The sequence below is a fragment of the Rathayibacter festucae DSM 15932 genome, from assembly GCF_004011135.1.
Classification (GTDB): Bacteria; Actinomycetota; Actinomycetes; order Actinomycetales; family Microbacteriaceae; genus Rathayibacter; species Rathayibacter festucae.
In genome coordinates this window covers 2,443,350-2,457,249 of the sequence record NZ_CP028137.1, presented here as the reverse complement: position 1 = coordinate 2,457,249, position 13,900 = coordinate 2,443,350, and the positions used below count along the sequence as shown (strand labels likewise).

Sequence of the window (13,900 nt, the reverse complement as noted above, 5' to 3'; positions counted from 1 at the left end):
CGGATGACGTTCCCGGGGGACGACGGCCTGCGGCGCGCCCGGCGCGGGTGGCGCCCCGGTGAGGCGGCCTCGGCGCCCGCCGCTCCGGTCTTCACCGTCCTCTCGGTCTGCACCGGCAACATCTGCCGGTCGCCGATGGCGGAGCAGCTCCTGCGGGCGCAGCTGGGCGACCTCACTGCACCGAGCGGAGCGGCGCTCCTCGCCTTCCGCAGCGCGGGCGTGCAGACGCGGGACGGCTACCCGATGGAGCCGACCTCCGCGCGCCTGTCCGCCGAGCTCGGCGGCGACCCGTCCGGTCACCTCAGCGCGAAGCTCTCCGACGCCGTCGCGGGCGAGGCCGACCTGATGCTCGCGATGACCCGCGACCACCTCGTCGACGCGTCGCGGAGCCACCCGCCGCTCCTGCTGCGGGGCTTCACCCTGCGCGAGTTCGCCCGCGTGCTCCCCTTCGTCCTCGCCGAGGTGCCGATCCCCGCGGTCGAGGACCCCGCCGCTCGACTGCGCTCGGTGGTGCGGCTGGCCGCGGCGAACCGGGGCCGGGCGCCCCGCGGCGAGGGCGACGACATCGACGATCCGATCGGCCGCAGCGAGAGCACGCACGTCCGCGTCGCTCAGGAGATCGCCGCGGCCGTCCACGACATCTCCCGGGATCTGAGAGCATTGGCGCGGAGCTGACCTCGCGCGTGCCGCGCGGGCTCCCTCCGCTCCACCCGTTCCTTCCTCCTGCAGTCGCCGACGCGACATCGACCCGCCTACGATTCGGAGAAATCCCGTGAAGCTTTCTGTCATTGGTTGCGGCTACCTCGGAGCCGTCCACGCCGCCGCGATGGCCGAGCTCGGCCACGACGTCATCGGCATCGACGTGGACCCCGCGAAGATCGAGGCGCTCTCCGCCGGCACCGCTCCGTTCTTCGAGCCAGGTCTGCCCGAGCTGCTCTCCTCGGGCGTGGCCTCCGGCCGCCTCCGCTTCTCGACCGACACGGCCGACGCCGCCGACGCCGCCGTGCACTTCATCGCGGTGGGAACGCCGCAGAAGAAGGGCGAGAACGCGGCCGACATGGCCTACGTCGACGCCGCGATCGACGGCATCCTGCCGCTGCTGACGGCGGACTCGCTCGTCGTCGGCAAGTCGACCGTCCCGGTCGGCACCGCCGCCCGCCTCGCCGAGCGGATCGCCGCCAGCGGCGCGACGCTCGCCTGGAACCCGGAGTTCCTCCGCGAGGGCTTCGCCGTCGAGGACACGATCAGCCCGGACCGCCTCGTCTACGGCGTGCCCGCCGGTGCGGCCGGCGAGGCCGCCAAGGCGACCCTCGACGAGGTCTACGCGACGGCTCTGGCCGCCGAGACCCCGCTCGTGGTCACCGACTACGCGACCGCGGAGCTCGTCAAGGTCTCGGCCAACGCCTTCCTCGCCACCAAGATCTCGTTCATCAACGCCATCGCCGAGATCGCCGAGGTCACCGGCGCCGACGTCACCCAGCTGGCCGACGCCATCGGCTACGACGTCCGCATCGGCCGCCGCTTCCTGAACGCCGGCATCGGCTTCGGCGGCGGCTGCCTGCCCAAGGACATCCGCGCCTTCTCCGCCCGCGCCGACGAGCTCGGCGTGGGCGACTCGGTCGCCTTCCTCAAGGAGGTCGACGCGATCAACCTGCGCCGCCGCCAGCGCGTGGTCGACCTCGTCACCGAGGGCCTCGGGGGCTCGGTCGAGGGCAAGAAGATCGCCGTTCTCGGCCTCGCGTTCAAGCCGGAGTCGGACGACGTCCGCGACTCGCCGTCGCTCGACGTGGCGACCCGCTTCCACGACCTCGGCGCCGACGTGGTGGCGACCGACCCCGAGGCGATCGAGAACGCCCGCCGTCGCTACCCCGACCTCACCTACACGACCGACGTCGACGAGGCCCTGCGCGATGCCGACGCCGTCGTGGTCGTCACCGAGTGGAAGCAGTTCCGCGCGATCGACCCCGTCGCCGCGGGCGAGAAGGTGGCCGGGAAGCTCGTGGTCGACGGCCGCAACTGCCTCGACCAGGACGCCTGGCGCGCCGCAGGCTGGGAGTACCGCGGCCTCGGCCGCTGATCCACGGCGAGTGACGGCCGCCCGCTGACCGGCGGCCGCTCCGTTCCACCCGGGGGATCGACCCCCGTCACGCCGGAGGGCGGCGGAGCGGGACACGTGCGCGAGCGCGGTCCCGCTCCGCCGCCCTCCGGCGTCGTCGTGCCAGGACTCGTCGGCGCAGGACGACGCCGAGGACCGCGCCGATCGCGGCGCCCGCGGTGTTCGCCAGCACGTCGTGCACGTCCGCGTGGCGCTGGGGCAGCAGCAGGAGCTGCACGGTCTCCACGGCGGCGCTCGTCGCCGCGCCGAGCAGGACGGCGAGCCACGCCCGGTGCCCGCGGAGGTGCAGCGCCGCGAGCAGTCCGAGCGGGACGAAGAGCAGCACGTTCGCCGTCGCCTCGATCCCGCCGTAGCCGGGGAGCCCGAGGCCGTCGGCGCGGGGCTGTGCGAGGACCTGCTTCAGCTCGCCCGCGTGCCCGCCGTCGACCGGTGTCGGCCAGAAGACCACGGCGGCCAGGACCAGGGCGTAGGCGAGGGCGACGACGACGGTGAGCCGGGTCGGGGGTCGAGGCATGGTGCTCGTCTCGGCGAGGGTCGCTGCGGCGACGGGAGGGAGCGCGTCGGCAGCGACGGCGAGAGCGCCCCAGTCTTCCCGGCTGCGTCGGGCCCCGACGGCCCTGGCGCCGGAACACCGGCGCTCTGGCGCCGCCCGTCCGTCCGCACCGCGGCGTCGCCTGCCCGCCCGCACTGCGACGTCGCCTATCCGTCCGCACTGCGACGTCGCTCTGTCCGTCCGCACCGCGGAAACGACGAAGCCCGGCCGGATCATCGATCCTGGCCGGGCTTCTCACCGGTCGGGGTAGCGGGATTCGAACCCACGACCTCCTCGTCCCGAACGAGGCGCGCTACCAAGCTGCGCCACACCCCGGTGGACTCTTCGCGGTGAACCGCTCACGAGCCTCGTCAATAGTAGCCGATTTCCGCGGCGGTGTCGGACACCGGTCGCGGCGCCTCGAGCCTGACCGCTCAGGCCACCGGCTCGAGCGTCAGCAGGCTGACCTCGGGTCGGCAGGCGAAGCGCACCGGCGCGTAGATCGAGGTGCCCACTCCCGCGGAGACGTTGAGGAAGGAGCTGTGCAGGCCGTTGTCCCAGGTGGAGAAGCCGGAGACCTTGTCGCGGGGGATGTCGCAGTTGGTCACCAGTGCGCCGAAGCCGGGCACGCAGACCTGGCCGCCGTGGGTGTGGCCCGCGAGGATCACCTCCGCCCCCCGCGCGACGAAGTCGTCCAGGACGCGCTGGTAGGGCGCGTGCGCGACGCCGATGCTCACGCCGGCCGGATCCTCGGCCGAGGCCCGCAGCTCGTCCACGGCGCCCGCCACGAGGTCGATCCGGTCCAGGCCGATGTGCGGGTCGTCGACGCCGAAGAGCTCGACGCGGGTGCCGCGGACGGTGAGGGCGTGCGCGGTGTTGTTGAGGTCCTGCCAGCCCAGCTCGTCGGTGAAGAACCCGGTCAGTGCGGCGGTGTCGAGGTCGCTGGCGTTGCGCGCGGGGTTCTTCGACGGACCGCGGAAGTAGCGCAGCGGGTTCTTCACCCGGGGGCCGAAGTAGTCGTTCGAGCCGTGGACGAAGACGCCGGGCACGCCGGCGAAGGGCTCGAGGGCACGGCGGATGCCGAGGACGCCGTCGCGGTGCCCGAGGTTGTCGCCGGTGCCCACGACGAGGTCGGGGGCCAGGGCGGTGAGCGAGCGCAGCCAGTCCTGCTTCTTCGTCTGCCACGGCGCCATGTGCAGGTCGGAGAAGTGCAGGATCCGGAGCGGTGCGGAGCCCGCGGGCAGGACGGGCACCGACTCGTGGCGGACCGTGAACATCGTCCGCTCGACGGCGATGCCCCAGACGGCGGCGGCGCTCCCGACGGCGGCGACGGCCGCGAGGGCCGTGGTGAGGGGGCGAGCGCTGCTGCGTCCGGTCATGGATCCTTCTCTCGTCGGGGCGGTGCCGCGGGAGCGGCCGCGTACAGTCTGCCCGACGCGGCCCGGGGGACCGCCCGGGTTCAGCCGCCCGGCGGCGGGGTGGACGGACCGGCGCTGATCTGCAGTGAGATCGCCGCGCCGCGGGCGAGTCGGGATCCGGCCGGCGGGTTCGTCTGGGCGACGGAGCCGGCGGGCCGGTCGGACGGCACCCGCGTCGGGTCGACCGAGACGACGAAGCCGAGCTCGCGCAGGCGCGCGGTGGCGGCGGCCGGGTTCTGGCCGGTCACCTCCGGGACCGCCTGCTGCGGCGCGTCGACGAGCGACTGCTGGGGCGAGGGGAAGGCCGAGCCGCCGTACTTCTGATCGGCGACGCGCATGATCCGCGGCCAGATCTGGTGGCGCACCTGCCCGGCGTTGACGCGGTTGAGGCTGAAGCCGCGCATCGAGGTGAAGCCGCTGACGTTGCCGACCCAGGTGGCGGTGGCGACCTCGGTGCTGGCGCCGACCATCCAGGTGTGGACCGCGTTGTCGGTGGTGCCGGTCTTGCCGATGTGCGGGACGCCGGTGCCGGTCGCGGAGGCGCGGCCGGTGCCGCCCGTCATCACCTGCTGCAGGGCGAAGTCGGCGGTCGCGGCGACCTCCTCCGACAGGCCCTGCGTGCAGGCGCTCGCGGGCGGAGCGACGTCGGCGCCGCTGCGGTCGACGATCCGGTCGATCGCGATCGGCGTGCAGACGGTGCCCTTGTTCGCGAAGCCGGCGAAGGCGGTCGCCATGGTCAGCGGCGCGATCTCGTTGGTGCCGAGGATGGTCGGCGCGAACTTCTGCAGCTCGGTGCCGTCGGCGCGGTGCACGCCCATCGCGAGCGCGGTGTTGCGGATGCCGCAGAGGTCGAGCTGCTGCGCCATCGCGGCGAAGCCGGTGTTGATCGAGCCCTTCGTCGCGTCGAGCGCGGAGTAGACGCCGCCGTTGCCGCCCTCATCGTTCTTGGGGTCCCAGGGCTCGCCGCCGTAGTAGGTGCCGTCCGGCTCGCAGCTGTCGCGGAAGGTCGTGTACGCGCGACGGGTGCCGTCGACGGTCTCGTTCAGGGCCCGGCCCTCCTGCAGCCATTCGGCGAGGGTGAAGACCTTGTAGGTCGAGCCGACCTGGAAGCCGCTGGAGCCGCCGTAGCCGAAGTCGGTGCTGTAGTTGACGCTGGTGTAGTTGGCGCCGCTGACGTCGGGGTCGTTCGAGTAGTCCTTGTTCTGCGTCATCGCGAGGATGCGGCCGGTGCCGACCTCGACCGAGACGCTCGCGCTGCCGATGTTGACCCGGGCCATCGACTTCGGCACCCAGTCCTCGGTGGCGGCGACCGCGGCCTCCTGCAGATCGGAGTCGAGGGTCGTGTAGATCTGGTAGCCGCCGCGCTTGAAGGTCGCGTCGCGCTCGTCCTGGCTGGCGCCGAAGGCGTCGTCGTTCTTGATCACCCAGGTCACGTAGTCGCAGAAGTAGGCCGCGATGCCGGCGGTCTGGCAGCCGGTGCTCGGCTCCGTGATCGCGGGGACGACCGGCGTCGCGGACGCCTCGGCGATCTGCTCCGGGGTGACCTTCGACTCGATCCCCATCCGGGTCAGGATGTAGTTGCGGCGGTTGAGGGTCTCGGGGTAGCCATCGGCCGCGAGGTTGGCCGGGTCGTCGGGCCGGTCGAAGCGGAACTTCTCGGGGTTGTTCACGATCGCGATCAGGGCGGCGGACTGCGCGAGGGTGAGGTCGCGCGCGCTGGTGTCGAAGTAGTACCGCGCCGCCGCCTCGATGCCGTAGACGGTGCCGCCGAAGAGCGCGATGTTGAGGTAGCCGAGCAGGATGTCGTTCTTCGGGTACTCCTTCTCGAGCCCGATCGAGAGGCGCATCTCGGCGACCTTGCGCTCGGCCGTGGTCTCGGTGGCCTCGCGGTAGGCGGCGTCGCGCTCGATCGGGTCGGAGAGCGCCTCCGCCTTCTGCACGAGCACGTTCTTGACGTACTGCTGGGTGATCGACGAGCCGCCCTGCACGTTGCCGCCGGAGGCGACCGTGGCCGCGGCGCGGATCGTGCCGAGCAGGTCGATGCCGCCGTGCTCGTAGAAGCGCGGGTCCTCGGAGGCGACGACCGCGTCCTTGACGAAGGGGGAGATGTCGTCCCAGCCGACCTCCACGCGGTTCTGCGCGTAGAACGAGGCGAGGAGCACGTCCTGGCCGTCCGCGCCCTTCGCGTAGACGTCGCTCTTCTCGGCGAGCGTGCCGATCTCGAGGTAGCCCGGGAGGTTGTCGAACATGGTGACCGTGTTGTTCGCGGCCATCCCGCCGAGCGCGATCGCCGGAGTGACCGACGCCGCGACGAGGACTCCGGCGATGACGCTCATGGCGACGATCCCGATCAGTCCTCCGACCGCGGCGCCGATGGACGTGACGACCCTGTTCCCGACTGCCCCCGACATAGAATCAGCGTAACCGCCGCTCCTGACACCGGACGCGGCGCTCGACCCGCCGGCGCCGGCTCCTCCGGGTGCGGACCGCCCGGCACCCGCACCCCTGCCTCACGAGGAGAGCCATGTCCGTCCCCCGCTGGGAATACATCACGACGCCGCTGATGATCCACAACACCACCGCGATCCTGAACACCTGGGGCTCCGAGGGCTGGGAGCTGGTCCAGATCGTCACCGGTCCCGAGGGCGGGCTCGTGGCGTACCTCAAGCGCCCGGTCGCCGAGGCCGGCGCGTGATCGCCGAGCGCCTGGCCGAGCTGGGCATCGAGCTCCCCGCGGTCGCGGTGCCGGCCGGCGCCTACATCCCGGCCGTGGTCGAGGGGAACCTGGTCTTCACGGCCGGGCAGATCCCGTTCGTCGACGGTGCCCTGCCCGCGACCGGCAAGGTCGGCGCGGGCGTCGAGCCCGAGGTCGCGAAGGACCTGGCCCGCATCTGCGCCCTGAACGCGCTCGCGGCGATCGCCGACGTGATCGGCTCGCTCGACCGCGTGACCCGGATCGTCAAGGTGACCGGCTTCGTCGCCTCCGCCCCCGGCTTCAACGGCCAGCCCGGCGTCATCAACGGCGCCTCCGAGGTGCTCGGCGAGATCTTCGGCGAGGCGGGCAAGCACGCGCGCTCGGCCGTCGGCGTGGCGGAGCTCCCGCTCGACGCACCGGTCGAGGTCGAGCTGATCGTCGCCTTCGCCTGAACCGGGTCCCGGCTCGACGCCGAAGGGCGCCGCTCTCCCTCGGGAGGCGGCGCCCTTCGGCGTTCGAGGCTCAGCACGCTGCGGCTCGGCCCTCAGCGGCTCGGCCGTCCGGGGCTCAGTCGTCGGCGGCGACCGCGGAGGAGATGACGGACATCACCTGCGTGTCGGCGAGCGTGGTCGTGTCGCCGACGGCCCGGCCCTCGGCCACGTCGCGCAGGAGCCGGCGCATGATCTTGCCGGAGCGGGTCTTCGGCAGCTCCTGGACGATGAAGATGCGCTTCGGCCGGGCGATCGCGCCGATGTGCTCGGCGACGTGCGCCTTGAGCGTCGCCTCGAGCTCGTCGTGGCCGCTCGCGAGCGCCTCCGCCTGGCTCGCCTTGGCGATGACGAAGGCGACGACGGCCTGGCCGGTGGTCTCGTCCGCCGCGCCCACCACGGCCGCCTCGGCGACCACCGGGTGCGAGACGAGGGCCGACTCGATCTCGGCCGTCGACAGGCGGTGGCCGGAGATGTTCATCACGTCGTCGACGCGGCCGAGCAGCCAGAGGTCGCCGTCCTCGTCGAGCCGGGCGCCGTCGCCGGCGAAGTAGCGGTCGCCGAACTTCGACCAGTAGGTCTCGACGTAGCGGTCCGGGTCTCCCCAGATGCCGCGCAGCATCGACGGCCAGGGCTCGGTGATGACCAGCAGCCCGCCGGAGCCCGCGCCGACCGGGGCGCCGGAGTCGTCGACGACGTCGATCGAGATCCCGGGGACGGGGACCTGCGCCGAGCCCGGCTTCAGGGTCGTGACGCCGGGCAGGGGCGAGACCATGATCGCGCCGGTCTCGGTCTGCCACCAGGTGTCGACGATCGGGGTGCGGCCGCCGCCGATGACGTCGCGGTACCAGATCCAGGCCTCGGGGTTGATCGGCTCGCCGACCGAGCCGAGCAGGCGGAGGCTCGAGAGGTCGAAGCGCTGTGGGATCTGCCGGCCGAGCTTCATGAAGGTGCGGATCGCCGTGGGGGCGGCGTAGAGGATCGTGACGCCGTGCTTCTCGATGATCTCCCACCAGCGTCCGGCGTGGGGGGTGTCGGGGGTGCCCTCGTACATCACCTGGGTGGCGCCGTTCGCGAGCGGGCCGTAGACCACGTAGCTGTGTCCGGTGATCCAGCCGACGTCGGCGGTGCACCAGTAGACGTCGGTCTCGGGCTTGAGATCGAAGACCGTGCGGTGGGTGTACGCGACCTGGGTGAGATAGCCGCCGCTGGTGTGCAGGATGCCCTTCGGCTTCCCGGTCGTGCCGCTCGTGTAGAGGATGAACAGCGGCTGCTCGGCGGGGAACGGCCGCGCGACGTGGTCGGCGTCCACCGCGACGATCTCCTCGTGCCACCACAGGTCGCGGCCGGCGCTCCACTCGACGGTGTTGCCGCCGCGGCGGACGACGAGGACGTGCTCGACGCTCGACGCGCCGCCGTCCAGCGCCAGCGCCGCGTCGACCGCGGGCTTGAGCGGGAAGACCGAGCCCTTCCGCCAGCCGCCGTCGGCGGTGACGACGAGCTTCGCCTCGGCGTCGTCGATCCGCGCGCGCAGGCTCTCGGCGCTGAAGCCGCCGAAGACGACCGAGTGCACGGCGCCGAGCCGGGCGACCGCGAGCATCGCGATGACGGCCTCGGGGATCATCGGGAGGTAGATCGCGACGCGGTCGCCGGCCTGCACGCCCAGGCTGGTGAAGAGGTTGGCCGCGCGCTTCACCTCGGCGGTGAGCTCGGCGTAGGTCAGGTCGCGGCTGTCGCCGGGCTCGCCCTCCCAGTGGATCGCGACGCGGTCGCCGTGGCCGGCCAGCACGTGCCGGTCGAGGCAGTTGTAGGCGACGTTGAGCTCGCCGTCGTCGAACCAGCGCGCGAAGGGCGGCTCGCTCCAGTCGAGGGTGCGCGTGAACGGCCGGTGCCAGTGCAGCAGCTCGCGGCTGCGGTCGGCCCAGAAGGCGAGGCGGTCGGCGGCGGCCTGCTCGGCCTGCCCGGCGGTCGCGGCGGCGTCGGCGGCGAACTCGGCGGGCGGCGGGAAGCGGCGCGTCTCCTGCTGGAGGCTGTCGATGGCGCTCGAGCCTGCGGCCCCGGACGCGTCGAGGGGTGTGTACATCTGCGATTCGCTCCTTCGCGAGTGCGACGTGCGCCGGCCGGCGTGGTCGGTTCCGGACCACCGTAGCGTCCGGCTCACGGGTGGGGAGGGGACGACGCGAAGCTGACCGTCCGGCGGGGTTTCGTGAAGAGTCGGCTCAGAACGCGGATCCGACTTGGCGAAATCGCCTCCGTGCCCTAACGTTGCATACGGCCGAATGAACTTCGGCTCAGCGGCGCGAGTGATTCCCCCCAATCCAGCGCCGCCGAGGCGGCACCTGTTCCCCCCAATGGGTGCCGCCCCCTTCTCTTCCCTCCGCTGGTCGAGCGTCCCGCTCCCCGGAGGATCCGGACGGCCGGGCCGCATCGGCCGGTTGCACCTTCGGCTCGCCCGAACACGCTGGGCACGCTGAACAGGCCGATTCCGGCATGCCGGAGCACGGATCGCGTGCCCGAGTGTCGACTGCTGGAGCTCCAGCTCGCGGAAACACATCCGGCACGCCCGATCGGCCGGTTCCGGCGTGCCGGGGCTCGAATCGCGTGCCCGAGCTCCGACCGGTGGACCTCCGGCTCGCGGAAACGCTTTCGGCACGCTGGATCGGCTGGTTCCGGCGTGCCGGGGCTCGAATCGCGTGCCCGAGCTTCGACCGGTGGACCTCCGGCTCGCGGAAACGACGCCGATCCCGAGCTCGTCGCTCCTCCCCAGGGACGTCCTCGGCGCTGACGTCCACCGATGCGGCCTTCGGCGCGCCACCGGAGGGCGCGCGCTCCTAGCGTTCCCGGATGACCACCGGTTTCGTCCCGCTCATTCCCGCCGCCTACCGCCCGGATGCACCTCGCCCGCCGGGAGAGGATGCCGGCGAGGCACTGCGGCCCGCGCCGGTCCGTCCGGCGGCGGCGGCGCTCGGCCTGCTCGCGCCGTTCGCCGCCGACCCGGCGGTGACCGACCTCTTCGTCAACGGGGATTCGGGCCTCTGGCTCGACCGCGGCGGCGGCGCGGTGCGGGAGCCGTCCTGGACCCTCGACGCCGCGGGGGCCCGGCGGCTCGCGGTGTCGCTGGTCGCGGCCGGCGGACGGCACGTCGACGAGGCGAGCCCGTGCGTGGACGTGCGGCTGAAGCACGGGGTCCGCGTGCACGTGGTGCTGCCGCCGGTCGCGACCGCGGGGACGCTGATCTCGGTGCGCGTGCCGCGGGCCGATGCCTGGAGTCTGGACGAGCTGCACGCGGCGGGGATGCTCGACGACGCGGGCCGCGGCCTGCTGCGCCGGGCCGTCGCCGCGCGCTGGAACCTGCTCATCACCGGCGCCGGGGGATCGGGCAAGACCACGCTCCTCGGCGCCCTCCTCGGCTGCGCGCCGTCGCACGAGCGCCTGGTCGTGATCGAGGACGTCGGCGAGCTTTGGCCCGCGCATCCGCACGTCGTCTCGCTCGAGGCGCGCCAGCCGAACCTCGAGGGAGCGGGCGGGGTCGGCCTCGACCGTCTCGTCCGCGAGGCCCTGCGGATGCGGCCGGACCGGCTCGTCCTCGGCGAGTGCCGCGGAGTGGAGCTGCGCGATCTGCTCTCGGCGCTGAACACCGGGCACGACGGCGGCGCGGGGACGCTGCACGCGAACTCGCTCGCCGACGTGCCCGCGAGGCTGGAGGCGCTCGGCTCGCTCGCGGGCATGGGCCCGGAGGCGGTCGCGCGGCAGACGGTCAGCGCGATCGACCTGGTGCTGCACCTCGAGCGACGGGGCGGTCGGCGCCGGCTCGCCGCGTCGGGCTGCTTCCGGCTCGATCACGCCGGGCGGCTCCGGATCGAGGAGGGCGCCGTGCCGCAGCGGGGCTCGCCGTGAAGCGCGGGGAGGGGGTCGACGAGGTCGCGGCCGTGGTGCACCGCCTCTCGGTGCTGCTCGCGGCGGGCGTCGCGCCGGCGTCGGCGCTGGCGCACCTCGCGGCGTCGGACGACTCGGAGGCGGCGGGTGCCGCACGACGTCGTCGGCTGCTGCGCGCGGTGGCGGTCGAGGCGGCGCGCGGCGGGGACGTGACGGCGGCGCTCCTGGCGGGCGTGCCCGCCTCCCGCCGAGGAGAGGGGCGGCGGGAGCGGGAGCGGGTCCCTCGCCGCAGGGGAGGCGCCGCGCGGCCTTCGCGTGATCGCGGCGAGGAGACGGCCTGGGCGGCCCTGGCCGCCTGCTGGCGGGTCGCCGCGGACTCCGGGGCGCCGATCGCCGCGGCCCTCGGCGAGCTGGCCGAATCCCTGCGGGAGCTCGGCCGGGCGCGGCGCGACATCGAGGTCGCCCTGGCGGGGCCGCTCGCGACGAGCCGGGTGGTCGGCGGGCTGCCGCTGGTGGCGCTCGGCTTCGGCACGCTGCTGGGCTTCGATGTGCTGGGTGTGCTGATCGGGACGGTGCCGGGACTCGTCTGCCTGGTGGGCGGACTCGGGCTGATGCTCGGTGCCGCGGCGTGGACGCGCCGGCTCGTCCGCGGCGCCGGCCCGGGGGACCCGGCACCGGGGCTGGCGCTCGACCTGCTCGCGGTCGCGCTCGCGGGCGGGGGATCGATCGGGGGCGGGCGGGAGCGGGTGCTGGCGGCGCTCGCCGAGTGCGGGCTCGCGTCGGGGCCGCCCGCGCTGGCCGCGGCGGAGCCTGTGCTCGCGCTCTCGAGCGCGGCAGGGGTGCCCGCGGGCCGGCTGCTGCGCAGCGAGGCGGCACTGGCGCGGGTGCGGGCCGCGTCCGAGGCGCGGGAGCGGGCGGCGAGGCTCGGTGTGACGCTGCTGCTGCCGCTCGGAGTCTGCGTGCTGCCGGCGTTCCTCCTGCTGGGCGTGGCTCCGATGATGATCTCGGTGCTGCTGTCGACGTTCGCGGGGCAGCGGTGAGCGGTCCCGCGGGAGCTCTCCACAGGCCGCTCCTCTCTCCTCTTGTCCACCGTTCGCGAGCTCGCCACCCCGACCCGCTCCGTGCTCGGCGATCCTCGAGTGGGGGCAGTGACGACGAACGGAGCGAGCGGATGAACGGCAGTCGGAGCAGTGGTGCGGGGACGATCGGACGAGGGACGGGCGGTGCCGGGCGGGAGCGCTTCCCGGACCCTGCCTGGGATGCGGGGCCGCTGAGCGGATGGCGCGACGAGGAGGGCTCGGCCACGGCCGAGTACGCGATCGCGACGATGGCCGCGGTCGGCTTCGCAGGTCTGCTGGTGGTGATCCTCAAGGGCGACGAGGTGCGCGGGATCCTCACGGACCTGGTCACCCGGGCGCTCACCGCGGGCGGATGAGCGGTGCGGTTCCCGAGTGGTGCCCGCGTGGCGACGGGAGCGGAGGAGGCCGGGATGCGGACCGGCGACGGCCGTCGAGGTGAGGACGGCTCCGCGACGGCCGAGCTGGCGGTCGTGCTGCCGGCGGTGGTGGTCGTGCTGGCGCTCTGCCTCGGCTCGGTGGCGGCCTCGGCGCAGTACGTCCGGCTGGTCGACGCAGCGGCGGACGGCGCCCGGTCGCTGGCGCGGGGGGACGATCCGGGTCGGCCCGTCGCGCGGGTCGATGCGGGAGCGAGTGTCGCGACCTCCGCGGACGGCGAGCTCGTCTGCGTGGACGTCGCCGCGCGGCTCCGGCCGCTGCCGGCGCTGGAGCTGCCGGTCTCGGTCCGGTCCTGCGCGCTGGGCGGAGGGCGGTGATCCCCCGGCGGGAGCCGGACCGCGCAGGGGAGGACGGCTCGGCGGCGGTCGTCGCGGTCGGCGTCGTCGCGGGGACGATCCTCGTGACCGCGGCCGTGCTCGCCGGTTGCGGGGGAGTCGCGGGGCACCAGCGTGCCGTGGCCGCGGCGGATGCGGCGGCGCTCGCCGCGGCGGACGTGGCCTCCGGGCTGCTGCCGGGCGAGCCGTGCGGGGCGGCCGAGCGCGTCGCGGGGGCGATGACGGCGACCGTCGCGGGCTGCGCGGTGGAAGGAGGAGTGGCGATCGTCGAGGTCGTCGTGTCCGTCGGGCCGCTCGCGCTCCCCGCCCGGTCGCGCGCCGGGCCGCCGCCGTGACGCTCCTCCCGCGACGGGGACGGCGGCCACGGCTCCCGCCGCGCCCGGGGCGCAACGGCAGCGTGCGCCCGCGCTCGGTCGGGTCGCCGGCGTCCGATCCGCCCGGTGGGACCGGGGCTCAGTCGGCGCTCACCCGCAGGTAGCGGTAGGCCGCCGCGGTGGGCAGCGCGCCCGCTCCCTCGTCGTGCTCGAGAGCGCCGGCGAGGAGATAGAGGTAGCGGGTGCCCTCGCGGGCGGCCGGGATCTCGAGGCGGCCCGCCGGGGCCGTCGCCTCGCCGTAGGAGCGGCGGAGCGTCTTGCCCTCGAGCGGCCCGTCGAGGAACTTCGCGGTGTAGGCGGAGGTGGTCGGAGCGGAGGTGGTGTGCGTCGTTGCCATGCCCCTCATCATGCGCCGATCGCCGCGATCCGTCACCGGGTGCGGTCCTCCCGATTCGGCGGATTCCCGGGCGGCGGCCGGAGTGCTCCCAGCGCGCGGCGAGCGGACGACGGCGAGGGACGCCCGGAGTCAGTGTGTATGGTGTGCCTGTCGGGCGCCCCGAAGCCGACGCGAACGGATCGTCGTTCCTCCTGCGGACGCCGCGCACCGCCTCC

14 protein-coding genes and 1 tRNA gene are annotated in these 13,900 nt (G+C 74.0%); 9 read left to right on the top strand and 6 right to left on the bottom strand.

What is annotated here, in order from left to right:
- The first annotated feature begins 3 nt into the window (after positions 1-3).
- Entirely contained in the window at positions 4-675 is a 672-nt protein-coding gene (locus C1I64_RS11400) for an arsenate reductase/protein-tyrosine-phosphatase family protein (RefSeq protein ID WP_127887281.1), read from the top strand.
- A gap of 97 nt (positions 676-772) precedes the next feature.
- Positions 773-2,077, top strand: coding sequence for a UDP-glucose dehydrogenase family protein (locus tag C1I64_RS11395; protein WP_127887280.1), 1,305 nt, complete (start codon positions 773-775; stop codon positions 2,075-2,077).
- A gap of 67 nt (positions 2,078-2,144) precedes the next feature.
- Here the strand turns inward: C1I64_RS11395 and C1I64_RS11390 are convergent, their stop codons facing one another.
- The 4 genes from C1I64_RS11390 to C1I64_RS11375 all read right to left on the bottom strand — a co-directional run bounded on the left by C1I64_RS11390 (position 2,145) and on the right by C1I64_RS11375 (position 6,477).
- The gene (locus tag C1I64_RS11390; protein ID WP_164874523.1) at positions 2,145-2,630 is read right to left on the bottom strand and encodes a VanZ family protein; all 486 of its coding nucleotides are present in this window, start codon (positions 2,628-2,630) and stop codon (positions 2,145-2,147) included.
- Positions 2,631-2,910: 280 nt separating this feature from the next.
- A tRNA-Pro gene (locus C1I64_RS11385) sits at positions 2,911-2,984 on the bottom strand.
- 98 nt (positions 2,985-3,082) lie between these two features.
- The gene (locus tag C1I64_RS11380; RefSeq protein WP_127887278.1) at positions 3,083-4,027 is read right to left on the bottom strand and encodes a metallophosphoesterase; all 945 of its coding nucleotides are present in this window, start codon (positions 4,025-4,027) and stop codon (positions 3,083-3,085) included.
- An 80-nt stretch (positions 4,028-4,107) separates the two neighbouring features.
- Positions 4,108-6,477, bottom strand: a complete 2,370-nt coding sequence (locus tag C1I64_RS11375) for a penicillin-binding protein (protein ID WP_127887277.1) — start codon at positions 6,475-6,477, stop codon at positions 4,108-4,110.
- A 113-nt stretch (positions 6,478-6,590) separates the two neighbouring features.
- Between C1I64_RS11375 and sp36 the strand changes: the two genes are divergently transcribed.
- Together sp36 and C1I64_RS11370 are read left to right on the top strand one after the other, a co-directional pair.
- Positions 6,591-6,761, top strand: coding sequence for a Sp36 family protein (sp36, locus tag C1I64_RS20100; RefSeq protein WP_164861113.1), 171 nt, complete (start codon positions 6,591-6,593; stop codon positions 6,759-6,761).
- A complete protein-coding gene (locus C1I64_RS11370; RefSeq protein ID WP_208645116.1) occupies positions 6,758-7,213 on the top strand; it encodes a RidA family protein in 456 nt (151 codons plus the stop codon). The genes sp36 and C1I64_RS11370 overlap by 4 nt, the downstream gene beginning before the upstream one ends.
- A gap of 115 nt (positions 7,214-7,328) precedes the next feature.
- On the opposite strand, the gene acs is transcribed toward C1I64_RS11370, so the two are convergent.
- Positions 7,329-9,332: an acetate--CoA ligase gene (gene acs, locus C1I64_RS11365; RefSeq protein WP_127887276.1), complete on the bottom strand. Its 2,004-nt coding sequence runs from the start codon at positions 9,330-9,332 to the stop codon at positions 7,329-7,331.
- A 761-nt stretch (positions 9,333-10,093) separates the two neighbouring features.
- On the opposite strand from acs, the gene C1I64_RS11360 reads away from it, so the two are divergent.
- From C1I64_RS11360 to C1I64_RS11340, 5 genes are all read left to right on the top strand, one after another.
- Entirely contained in the window at positions 10,094-11,146 is a 1,053-nt protein-coding gene (locus C1I64_RS11360; RefSeq protein ID WP_127887275.1) for a TadA family conjugal transfer-associated ATPase, read from the top strand.
- Positions 11,143-12,165 (top strand): type II secretion system F family protein, encoded by a 1,023-nt coding sequence (locus C1I64_RS11355; protein WP_127887274.1) that lies wholly within the window; start codon positions 11,143-11,145, stop codon positions 12,163-12,165. Before C1I64_RS11360 ends, C1I64_RS11355 begins: the two co-directional genes overlap by 4 nt.
- A gap of 131 nt (positions 12,166-12,296) precedes the next feature.
- The gene (locus tag C1I64_RS11350; RefSeq protein WP_127887273.1) at positions 12,297-12,560 is read left to right on the top strand and encodes a DUF4244 domain-containing protein; all 264 of its coding nucleotides are present in this window, start codon (positions 12,297-12,299) and stop codon (positions 12,558-12,560) included.
- A 54-nt stretch (positions 12,561-12,614) separates the two neighbouring features.
- Positions 12,615-12,956 (top strand): TadE family type IV pilus minor pilin, encoded by a 342-nt coding sequence (locus C1I64_RS11345; protein WP_127887272.1) that lies wholly within the window; start codon positions 12,615-12,617, stop codon positions 12,954-12,956.
- The gene (locus C1I64_RS11340) at positions 12,953-13,309 is read left to right on the top strand and encodes an Rv3654c family TadE-like protein (RefSeq protein ID WP_244209455.1); all 357 of its coding nucleotides are present in this window, start codon (positions 12,953-12,955) and stop codon (positions 13,307-13,309) included. Before C1I64_RS11345 ends, C1I64_RS11340 begins: the two co-directional genes overlap by 4 nt.
- A 118-nt stretch (positions 13,310-13,427) precedes the next feature.
- Here C1I64_RS11340 and C1I64_RS11335 read toward each other — a convergent pair whose 3' ends face one another.
- Positions 13,428-13,685: a hypothetical protein gene (locus tag C1I64_RS11335; RefSeq protein ID WP_123447682.1), complete on the bottom strand. Its 258-nt coding sequence runs from the start codon at positions 13,683-13,685 to the stop codon at positions 13,428-13,430.
- Positions 13,686-13,900: the final 215 nt, after the last annotated feature.

Bases quoted from the DNA above. Each gene is read 5' to 3' on its own strand.
- C1I64_RS11400 (WP_127887281.1), top strand. From the start codon at position 4: ATGACGTTCCCGGGGGACGACGGCCTGCGGCGCGCCCGGCGCGGGTGG.
- C1I64_RS11390 (WP_164874523.1), bottom strand. From the start codon at position 2,630: ATGCCTCGACCCCCGACCCGGCTCACCGTCGTCGTCGCCCTCGCCTAC.
- C1I64_RS11380 (WP_127887278.1), bottom strand. From the start codon at position 4,027: ATGACCGGACGCAGCAGCGCTCGCCCCCTCACCACGGCCCTCGCGGCC.
- C1I64_RS11375 (WP_127887277.1), bottom strand. From the start codon at position 6,477: ATGTCGGGGGCAGTCGGGAACAGGGTCGTCACGTCCATCGGCGCCGCG.
- sp36 (WP_164861113.1), top strand. From the start codon at position 6,591: ATGTCCGTCCCCCGCTGGGAATACATCACGACGCCGCTGATGATCCAC.
- acs (WP_127887276.1), bottom strand. From the start codon at position 9,332: ATGTACACACCCCTCGACGCGTCCGGGGCCGCAGGCTCGAGCGCCATC.
- C1I64_RS11360 (WP_127887275.1), top strand. From the start codon at position 10,094: ATGACCACCGGTTTCGTCCCGCTCATTCCCGCCGCCTACCGCCCGGAT.
- C1I64_RS11350 (WP_127887273.1), top strand. From the start codon at position 12,297: ATGAACGGCAGTCGGAGCAGTGGTGCGGGGACGATCGGACGAGGGACG.
- C1I64_RS11345 (WP_127887272.1), top strand. From the start codon at position 12,615: ATGCGGACCGGCGACGGCCGTCGAGGTGAGGACGGCTCCGCGACGGCC.
- C1I64_RS11335 (WP_123447682.1), bottom strand. From the start codon at position 13,685: ATGGCAACGACGCACACCACCTCCGCTCCGACCACCTCCGCCTACACC.